Consider the following 9,533-nt stretch of genomic DNA (forward strand, 5'->3'; position numbering starts at 1 on the left):
TTCACCATTTTCAGCCGGCGATCTGGTTGCGCCCCCGCTGCTTGGCCCGGTAAAGAGCCTTGTCGGCGGCCTTGATGACCTCGCCGGGGGTGCGAAGCTGTTCTCCCGAGGCGGCGACGCCGATGCTGACGGTGACCGAGACCGACTTCCCGCTCCCCGTGCCGCCGGAGCGCTTGCTCTTCCCCACCTCCGCCTCTTTGGGCCGATCCCCGCTTCTGATCCAGAGCTGGTAGCCGCCGATCGCCTGGCGCAGTTCTTCCAGATGAGGGGTGACCTCCTTGAGATCCTTGCGCGGAAAGATCACCGTGAACTCCTCGCCGCCGTAGCGGAACGGTTTCCCCCCGCCCTTCACCGCCGCGATCTTGGAGCCCACCATCTTCAGCACCTGGTCGCCGACGTCATGGCCGTAGGTGTCGTTGAAGCGCTTGAAGTGATCGACATCCAGCATGGCCACCACGTAGCGCCTCCCCAGCCCCATGACCTGTTCGTTCAGGGCCCTGCGGGAGGGAAGCCCGGTGAGATCGTCGCAAAAGGCCATGGTGTGAGAATCCTGCAGCACCCCGATTATGAGCAGCAGCACGGCTGTGGCAACGAAGAGGGGCGGGACGTAGTCGGCACCGACCCTGTCCATGGTGACGGCCAGCGCCGCCAGGGTGCCGAGGAGCGCCGCGTCAATGGCATAGCGTCTCTTCAGGACCCGGATCCCGATCAGCAACCCGCAGCAGAGAAAGAAGAGGAGCCCCGTCTGCGGGATGGTGAAACGGTCGAGCATGGGGCTTCTCAAAAGCGGCCGGGCGAGGAGCGCGGGAATCTTCCCGTAGTCCAGGGGGAAACGGGAGATCCAGAACAAGACGGTGGCCTGGGCGGCGACGAACCCGAGGCGAAGCCTCCCCGCATGGGTAAAGATCCCCCGCTCCCGCATGAAGCAGAAGAGACAGAGGTTCGCCGGGATCATCACCGAAGAGCAGAGATATACGGCGCGCGGCAGGTACTCCGTGGAGGGGAGGGGATGGCTGCGGAGGAAGAGGTAAAAGAAGCCGATCATCAGCAGGGTCAGGAAGACCCGCCCCCGGTTGAAGGCCAGGCTCAGCACCAGGCCGACGGAAAGGACCAGGTAGGGAGCGAAGAGGGCCAGTTCCCTCTGGGGCGCCGAGAGGAGCTGCACCTTTTGCAGCACGGCAAAGGTCGCCACCAGCAGTGCCGCGGGGAGCGCGATGACCGTCAATTTTTTCACGAAGGCGTACGACAACTGGAACATCCTCTTGCAAAATCGGCGCTACTATACGCCCATCACCCCGTGCATCAAAGGCTCAGCCGTTGCCGGTCAGCTTCTTCCACCCCGCCCCTGCCAGTTCCACCACGCCATCGACGGTTTTGCGGTAGAACCTCTTCACCGGAATCCGGTTGACCAGGATCTCTTCTCCGGCGCGCTCCAGATGCACCGGATCGCCGGGGCGAAGCTCGATGATCTGCCGGTAGTGCTCTCCCCCGATGCCGAAGAGGAAGGGGTAGCGGACGCCATGGACCAGGCAGGAGACGATGATCACAATCCCCTCGGGCTCGCCGGTTCTGAAATGGTAGCGGGTGGTGGCGGCGACGAAGCGCCCTTCCACGTCCCCCTCCCCCGCCAGGAGCTCTGAGACGTTCACCTGCTTGGGCTTCATGCGCCCAAGGGGCGGGAGCCCCCAGGGCGAGACGTGGTTTCTGTCACGGCTGCGGTAGTGGCTGGTCCGCTCCAGGAGCGTCACCACGTTGTTGTTGATCGGCCCCCCGATCGAGTGGGCGAGCCCCATCTGGAAGCGCCCCCCGGTGATCAGGCGGTGGTTCTCCACGATCTGGATCATTCCGGTGGCGCCCAGGGGGTGGCCGCGCCCCTTCAGACCGCCGGTGATGTTGGTCGGGAAGGCCCCGCGCTCCCCGGTCAGCTCGTCGTTCAAAAGGCCCTCCACCAGGCGCCGCCGGTGCACGAAGCCGAGGTCGACCATGTTGATGGGACCGAAGCCGTTGAACGGGTCGTGCATGTTGACGTGGATCTTTCCGGCGTAGTCGGTGATCTTCCTGATGCCGGCCATCGAGTAGGCTTCCGCCGCCGCCCGCACCGTGGCGGGGAAGCTGTGGAAATAGGGGCGGTCGGCGATGGTCGGGATGTCGGTGGCGCTACCTACGCCGGAGACGATGACCTCGTGGGGCGCCGCGCTCAGCAGGACCGCCGCCACCCCGTCCGACATGGGGCAGAAGTCGTGGTAGCGCAGCGGCCACCAGTAGCGGTAGTTCTTCCCGTTCTGGATCTGGCGGTAGTACTCCTCGAGGGGGATCTCGAAGTTGAGGTGGGCGTCGGGGTTGGCGCCGGCGAAGCGGTGCGCCCTCTGGGTCAGGAGGGCCGAGAAGGCTGTCCACTCGTCGGTGGAGAGCTTCAGCCTCTCGATCAGCGAGCGCGCCACCAGTGCCCCGCAGGCCGGCATGGTGAGGCCGAACTCCGCCTCGTCGCGGTCGATGACCCCGGCGACGATCCTGGTGGCCTGGGCCGTAGGGACGTCGCTCATCTTCTGGATGCCGATGGCCAGCACATGGTCGCAGCGCCCGGAGGCGATCTGCAGGTAGGCGTATTCGAGCGCCGAGGCCCCGGAGGAGGAGGCGGTGTCGATCAGGACCGATTTGGCACCGGAGATGCCGAGGACCCCCGCGACCTTGGCCGCGGTGTTGTCGACGCCGGAGAAGGCGACGGGATTCTGGCAGCCGACCACGACGGCGTCGACGTCGGCGCGCCTGAGGCGGCTGTGGGCGAAGACCTCCCCCGCCTTCTCCGCCATCTCCAGGAAGCTCAGCGCCTCCCTTTCCTTACCATTGTAGCGGCCAACCGGCGCCATGAAGGAGGAGGCGACATAAACCTCCCGCGGCATAAATCCCTTGTCCACTGAGCCCCCCTTTACACAGACATCCTCAACCGGCCAAGGGACGAATACCCTTGCCAGCGCAGGTTCACTCTGATATGTATTAGAACGCTGTCACAACATACCACCGAAGGCGGTTTTTATGGTAGAAAAAATTAAGAACGTAGTTGTATTTGTCCGTGACATGGCCGCAGCCAGGGCCTTTTACCGCGACTGGCTGGGACTCGAGCCGGGGGGGGAGACCGAGTACATGATGGAGTTTCTCCCGGGGCAGGGTACGAGCCTCGGGGTCTCGCTGGCCATGCACGATGCGGCCCAGAAGCTGGTAGGGCGCCACACCGGCATCACCTTCAGCGTGAAGGGACTCGACCAGGTCTGCGCGCTGCTGACTGAGAAAGGGGCGAGGTTCACCGAACCGCTGGAGCAGACGCCTTGGGGGAAGATGGCGGTGGTGGCAGACCCCGACGGCAACGAGTTCGCCCTGGTGGAGATCTAGACGGATGAGGACGGTGGACGCAAGGGCGCTGGACCGGATGTCGGAGGAGGCACGGCAGTCGCCGAGGCTCAGGAAGAACCACAACCTGCACCCCTGCGACCAGAGCGCCTGTCACAGGTTCTTCAACGCCATCGAGCCCGGCTCCTACATCCGCCCCCACCGCCACCTCGCTCCCGAGAAGGACGAGACCGTGGTCATCGTCAGGGGAAGGCTCGGGATCGTGAGCTTTGACGAGGCCGGGAGCGTCACCGGCCGCGTCGTGCTGAGCCTTGGCGAGAGCGTGGCGGTGGACATACCGCGGGGGGAGTACCACACCGCGATCGCCCTGGAAAGCGGCACCATCTTCCTGGAGGCGAAGGCCGGCCCGTACCTGCCGCTGGCGGCCAGAGAGAAGGCACCCTTCGCCCCGGAGGAGGGTTCGCCGGAGGCTCCCCATCTCCTGGAGCGCCTGTCAGCTCTTTTCAGCTAGATGCGCCGCCTGTTCCTTCTGAGCTCGCTCCTCCTCGTGCTGGGAGTTTCCGCAGTCCAGGGTGCCTTGCCGCCGCATCGGCCCTACGCAGGGGTCGGGGTGCTGGAGCCCAGGCCGCGAGGGGGGGAGGGGCTGCTTACCTTGGTCCTTTACGGCGAGCCGGGGGTCGAGAGGCTCGCGGAGATCGATGCCTCCTCGCTGCCGCGCCTTGCGGGGACACCGCGGGAACCTGTGGTATCGGTTGCCGCCCGCAAGGGAGGATGGGCGCTCATTGCATACGACGAGGGGGGCCGGGAAGGCTGGGTAGAGCTCTCCCGTTACTGGGACTACGAGGTATGGGAGGAGTTCCTCCCGGGGCGCGAGCTCTGGGTGCTCCCGGGGATGCGGAAGGTCCTTTATGCGCTGAGGAGCGAGCCGGGGGGACGTGGGTCGGAGAGGGGTACCGTGAGCCGGGACCAGCGCCTGACCGTGGTACGCTCCGAGGGGGACTGGGTCCTCTTGGAGGCGCCTTCCGGGTGGTTCAGGTGGCGCGACGGCGACGGACGCCTGACCATATCCCTGCAGCCCCCGCAGCGAAGAGAAAACCGTTGACAATCAACCCCCTCCGTGTTATTCGACTTTACCATGCATGTTAACAGCGTTACATCCGGTGGCAGCGTCCACCTAGCGGCAGCGGCGGCCAGACCTTAACGGAGCCGCCACTGCTTATTGGGAAAACTAGAATTTTCTACTGAAGGCCGTGGGGGACACCTGCGGCCTTTTTGTATCATTAACGCTGAATCCTTTTCAGGGGGAAAGAGATGCGCAACGAGATTGTCGCTCCCGGCGCGGGAGAACTTACCTACGAGATCAGGAATATTGTCACGGTGGCCGAGAAGGTGCAGCGCTTCGGCGTGAAGATCAACTGGGAAAACATCGGGGACCCCATCGTGAAGGGCGAGGTCATCCCCACCTGGATGAAGGAGATCGTGGCCAGCGAGGCGATGCACGACGACAGCTACGCCTACTGCCCGACCCGCGGCGTGCTGGAGACCCGCGAGTTCCTCTGCGAAATCACCAACAAGAGGGGGGGCGCCCAGATAACCCCCGACGACATCATCTTCTTCAACGGCCTCGGTGACGCCATCGCCAAGGTCTACGGGAACCTTAGGCCGGAGAGCCGGGTGCTGATGCCCTCCCCCACCTACACCACCCACTCCATCGGCGAGGCCTCCCACGCCAACGCGAGCCCCGTCTGCTACCGGCTGAAGCCCGAGGACAACTGGTTCCCGGACATGGAAGACCTGGAGAACCACGTAAAGTACAACCCCCAGATCTCCGGGATCATGATCATAAACCCCGACAATCCGACCGGCATGGTCTATCCGCCGGAGGTGCTGAAGAGGATCGTGGCCATCGCCAAGCAGTACGACCTCTTCATCATCGCCGACGAGGTCTACAGCAACATCGTCTACAACGGCCAGGTCACCGTCCCCATCTCCGACGTGATCGGCGACGTCCCGGCCATCGCCATGAAGGGCATCTCCAAGGAGCTCCCGTGGCCCGGCTCCCGCTGCGGCTGGATCGAGGTGTACAACGGCGAGCGCGACGCGCGCTTCAAGAAGTTCACCAACTCCATCCTCTCCTCCAAGATGAACGAGGTCTGCTCGACCACGCTGCCGCAGCGCTGCCTGCCGGCCATCATGAAGCACCCCAACTACGACCTCTACCTGCAGGAGCGGATCTCCCGCTACGAGCGGATGAGCAACATCACCTACGAGGCACTGAGGCAGGTCCCCGCCCTGGCGGTCAACCGGACCAACGGCGCCTTCTACATGGCCGTCTCCTTCAGGGACGGGGTACTGAACAACACCCAGAGCCTCCCCATCGAGAACGCCGAAGTGCGGGAACTGGTGGAGGGGATCGTCAATGCCCCGGGTGTGGCGGCGGACAAACGCTTCGTATACTACGTCCTGGCCCACACCGGGATCTGCGTGGTCCCCCTCTCCTCCTTCAACACCAGCCTCCTGGGCTTCAGGGTCACGCTCCTGGAGCGCGACGAGGCGGAGTGCCGGAGGATCTACGGCACGCTGACCGACAAGATCGGCCAATACCTCGCCTCCTCGAAATAATCAAAAAGCCCCGTCCGGTCAAGGCGGGGCTTTTTTTATCTCCAGTTACCGACGAGAGGGAAGGTGGAGAAGGGGCTATCGCGGCTGGAAGGCCGCCTCTCTCATTGGCGTATGTTGGATTGACTTTTAACGCGCGATTATGTTATCCAGTTCACCAAGCCACCGTTCTCATTATTCATTCCGCAGAGGTTTCAGATGTCCCTGATTCCAAGAGGTGCAAGGCGGATCGCCACGGCACCCGGCAGCACCGGCAACGCATGCTGAACGACCTGCGGCAAGCGGCTGAGGCGGAAATTTCGCCGGAAACCTTTGAGATCATTCGACGCGTCCTGAAGGCCCGCTCCGGATTCAGCCTGGAGGGGTACAAGGACCAGTGCGTCAGACGGCGCATCAACCTCCGCGTGCGGGCCACCGACTCACCTTCGTCCGAGGCCTACGGCGCGCTGCTGAGCGAAAGCCCGCAGGAGCAGGAACATCTGTTGCGGGTCCTCACCATCCACGTCTCCCACTTCTTCAGGAATCCCTCGACCTTCGACAAGCTCTCCGGGGAGGTAATCCCCGAACTCCTCGCCACCAGGCCCGACGACCCGGTCAGGATCACCAGCGTAGGCTGTGCCGCCGGCGAGGAGCCCTATACCCTGGCCATCATCGCACGGAAGCACTTCAGCGAGGAACTCGACCTCGGGCGGATCTCCATCCTCGGCACCGATGTCGACCACGGCATACTGGCGGCCGCCGAGAAGGGCGTGTACCACCCCGACCGGCTGGCCGAACTCTCCCCGGAGCATCTGTCGCGCTGGTTCTACCCGGAGGGGGCCCATTACCGCCTGCGGGAGGAGGTCCGTTCCCTGGTCACCTTCACCCACTCGGACGTGAACGACCCGGGAAGCTGCCCGCCGAGCGAGCTGATTCTTTGCCGCAACGTGCTGATCTACTTCGAGCGGGGGAGGCAGGAGGAAATCCTCAACGGTTTCGCCGACGCACTGGGGAGCGGCGGCTACCTGGTCCTGGGAAAATCGGAGACGCTTTTCGCCTCCGCCCGCAAGCGTTTCAAGACAGTTTGTCCGGTGGAGAGGATCTACCGGGTCATATAGTTTGGTCTCAGCATCACCAGAAAAGGAGCATCACCCATGTTCATCCAGATCGGCTACAAGTTCATCCTCGGGTTTCTGGCCGTGGTGGCGAGCGTCGCCTTCGTCCCCGCGCTGGTCAAGGTGCTCGGCTACTCCCCCGAGATCACCCAGCTCCTCTCCTACGTGGTAGCCCTCACCATAGGGCTGATCCTGGGCTCCTTCTTTTCCAAGAGTTTCACCAAGAACATCTCGCTGCTGCGCGGGGCGACCGAAGCCATCAGCCAGGGCGACCTCTCCGGGGATCTCGCCATCCCGCAGACGCGCTTTCCCGACGAGACCCACGAGATGGCCGTCTCCATCAACACCATGGTGGAGAGCCTGAGAACGCTGGTGCGCCAGATCAGGGGAACCTCGCAGCAGGTCTCGGAATCTTCCCGCACCCTCTCCTCGACCGCCCTGGAAATCAACTCCTCCACCGAGGAGGTGGCCCAGGCCATCGAGCAGATCTCCCGCGGGGCCGAGAACCAGGCGGAGATGGTGGCCAAGAGTTCGAAGGTGATCCATGAGATGGCGATCTCGGTCGACCTGGTGGCCCGCAGGGCCAAGGAGACGGCCAAGGCTGCCAGGGAAACGAGCTTCACCGCCCAGCGCGGCGACGAGCTGGCCAACGACTCGCTGGAGAGGATGAAGAGCTTCTTCGACAGCGTGGAACTGATCAGCATGCAGTTCATGGACCTGAACTCCAAGCTGCAGCAGGTGGGAAAGATCGCCGACTTTATCGTGGAGATGGCCCGCCAGACCAACCTCCTGGCCCTGAATGCCTCCATCGAGGCGGTGCGGGCGGGCGAGTACGGCAAGGGCTTCGGCGTGGTGGCCGAGGAGGTGAGGAAGCTCGCCGACGGCAGCGCCAAGTCGGCCACCGAGATCCTGGACATGATCGACCTGGTCAAGGTGGAAAGTCACAAGCTGCAGGAGACCATCACCGAGAGTTCCCGCAACATCGTGGCCGGCAAGAAGAATATCGACACCACCGCGGAGTCGTTCAAACAGATCCTGGCCACCGTCATTGAGACCGAGAGAAAGGCCAACAGCATCGCCGATCTCTCGCAGATGCAGACCGACGGGGCCGGCAAGATGGTGGCCATGGTCGATGACATCGCCAAGGTGGCAGAGGACAACGCCGCCTCGACCCAGGAGGTCTCGGCGGCCACCGAGGAGCAGTCGGCCGCCATGCAGGAGATGGTCTTCCAGACCCAGGAGCTGACCAGGCTGGCGGAGGAACTCCTCCTCTCGGTGGAAAGGTTCCAGGTGGCGTCGGAAGAGAAGCCGTGATGGAGGAGCGCTTCCTGCTATTCAGCGCGGCCGGGGAGCGGCTGGCCTTCAACCTGCACGAGATTTCAGAGGTGATGGAGCCCCAGCCGAGCTTCCCCCTCCCCAGGGCGCCGCACCACTTCGTGGGGCTGCTGAACTACCACGGCACCCTGACCGCGCTGGTGGATCTGGCCCTCTACCTGAAGAACACCACCGGAGCGGGCGGGCAGGTGCTGGTGCTGGATACCAAAGCGGCCCACCTGGCCCTGCTGGTCGACGGCGTCAGGTCTATCATCCCGCGGGACGCCATCATCGAGGAGCGGCCGGGAGAGGGCCCGCTGGTCTCCTCGCTCCTTGAAACCGAACAGGGGACCTTCGCCCTGCTCCAGCTGGACAAGCTTGTTTTTGCCCTGGAACAGGGGCTGCAGGGATAGATTCACACATCGAGGGAGGTATCAGAATGGCCACGACGGTCATGATAGTGGACGACTCGCTCTTCATGCGAAAGATGCTCCGGGACATACTCGAGGAGGAGGGCTACGTGATAGCGGCGGAGGCCTCAGACGGCGACGAGGCGGTAAGCAAGTTCAGGGAGCACCGCCCCGACCTCACCACCCTGGACATCGTTATGCCCAACAAGACGGGGATCGAGGCACTGAAGGAGATCATGGCCCTCGATCCGGCGGCTCGGGTGGTGATGTGCAGCGCCATGGGCCAGGAATCACTGACCACCGCTGCGGCCGACGCCGGCGCCAAGGCCTTCATCGTCAAACCCTTCAATCCCGAGCTGGTGGCCCGGGTGCTCAAGGAAGTGGCCCAAGGCTAACGCATGGATATGTCGCAGTACAAAAACCTCTTCCTCACCGAGGCCAGGGAGTACGTCAAGTCCATCAGCCAGACGGTGGTGGCGCTGGAGGAGTCTCCCTCCGACCGCGCCGCCATCGATGCCGTCTTCCGGGGGGCCCATTCCCTCAAGGGGATGGCAGCTTCCATGGATTACGGCGAGGTGGTCGAGGTCGCGCACAGCATGGAAGACCTGATGATCCGGGTCAGGGACGAGGGACTGGCCGTTGACGCCGGTGTCGCCGACCTCCTGCTGGAGGGGACGGACCTGATCGAGGGGATGCTTGGCGACGTGGAAGCCGACCGGGCCACCAGCCGCCCTGCCGGGGATTACGTCTC

Annotated in this window: 11 protein-coding genes; 9 read left to right on the top strand and 2 right to left on the bottom strand. The window is 63.8% G+C overall.

Features of this window, described 5'->3' with window-relative positions; translation table 11 throughout:
- Positions 1 to 10 precede the first annotated feature (10 nt).
- Positions 11 to 1,258 (bottom strand): GGDEF domain-containing protein, encoded by a 1,248-nt coding sequence (locus tag AC11W3_RS00510; RefSeq protein ID WP_484092303.1) that lies wholly within the window; start codon positions 1,256 to 1,258, stop codon positions 11 to 13.
- A 52-nt stretch (positions 1,259 to 1,310) separates the two neighbouring features.
- Entirely contained in the window at positions 1,311 to 2,900 is a 1,590-nt protein-coding gene (locus AC11W3_RS00515; protein WP_484090451.1) for a thiolase family protein, read from the bottom strand.
- Between the two features lie 133 nt (positions 2,901 to 3,033).
- Here AC11W3_RS00515 and AC11W3_RS00520 point away from each other — a divergent pair, with 133 nt between their 5' ends.
- The 9 genes from AC11W3_RS00520 to AC11W3_RS00560 form a co-directional block, all read left to right on the top strand.
- Positions 3,034 to 3,387 (top strand): VOC family protein, encoded by a 354-nt coding sequence (locus AC11W3_RS00520; RefSeq protein ID WP_484090365.1) that lies wholly within the window; start codon positions 3,034 to 3,036, stop codon positions 3,385 to 3,387.
- Positions 3,388 to 3,391: 4 nt separating this feature from the next.
- Positions 3,392 to 3,856, top strand: a complete 465-nt coding sequence (locus AC11W3_RS00525) for a WbuC family cupin fold metalloprotein (RefSeq protein ID WP_484090366.1) — start codon at positions 3,392 to 3,394, stop codon at positions 3,854 to 3,856.
- On the top strand, positions 3,857 to 4,447 hold the full coding sequence (locus AC11W3_RS00530; protein WP_484090367.1) for an SH3 domain-containing protein: 591 nt from the start codon (positions 3,857 to 3,859) through the stop codon (positions 4,445 to 4,447).
- Positions 4,448 to 4,656: 209 nt separating this feature from the next.
- The gene (locus tag AC11W3_RS00535) at positions 4,657 to 5,967 is read left to right on the top strand and encodes a pyridoxal phosphate-dependent aminotransferase (RefSeq protein WP_484090368.1); all 1,311 of its coding nucleotides are present in this window, start codon (positions 4,657 to 4,659) and stop codon (positions 5,965 to 5,967) included.
- A gap of 257 nt (positions 5,968 to 6,224) precedes the next feature.
- Positions 6,225 to 7,061: a CheR family methyltransferase gene (locus AC11W3_RS00540; protein WP_484092304.1), complete on the top strand. Its 837-nt coding sequence runs from the start codon at positions 6,225 to 6,227 to the stop codon at positions 7,059 to 7,061.
- Positions 7,062 to 7,097: 36 nt separating this feature from the next.
- Positions 7,098 to 8,372 carry a methyl-accepting chemotaxis protein gene (locus AC11W3_RS00545; protein ID WP_484090370.1) on the top strand — a complete coding sequence of 425 codons (1,275 nt, stop codon included), beginning with the start codon at positions 7,098 to 7,100 and terminating at the stop codon, positions 8,370 to 8,372.
- Positions 8,372 to 8,785, top strand: coding sequence for a chemotaxis protein CheW (locus AC11W3_RS00550; protein ID WP_484090371.1), 414 nt, complete (start codon positions 8,372 to 8,374; stop codon positions 8,783 to 8,785). Before AC11W3_RS00545 ends, AC11W3_RS00550 begins: the two co-directional genes overlap by 1 nt.
- A 26-nt stretch (positions 8,786 to 8,811) precedes the next feature.
- The gene (locus AC11W3_RS00555; RefSeq protein ID WP_484090372.1) at positions 8,812 to 9,177 is read left to right on the top strand and encodes a response regulator; all 366 of its coding nucleotides are present in this window, start codon (positions 8,812 to 8,814) and stop codon (positions 9,175 to 9,177) included.
- Positions 9,178 to 9,186: 9 nt separating this feature from the next.
- A partial coding sequence (locus tag AC11W3_RS00560; protein ID WP_484092305.1) for an Hpt domain-containing protein occupies positions 9,187 to 9,533 on the top strand: 347 nt, incomplete at its 3' end.

This window comes from Geomonas sp. (genome assembly GCF_056994735.1).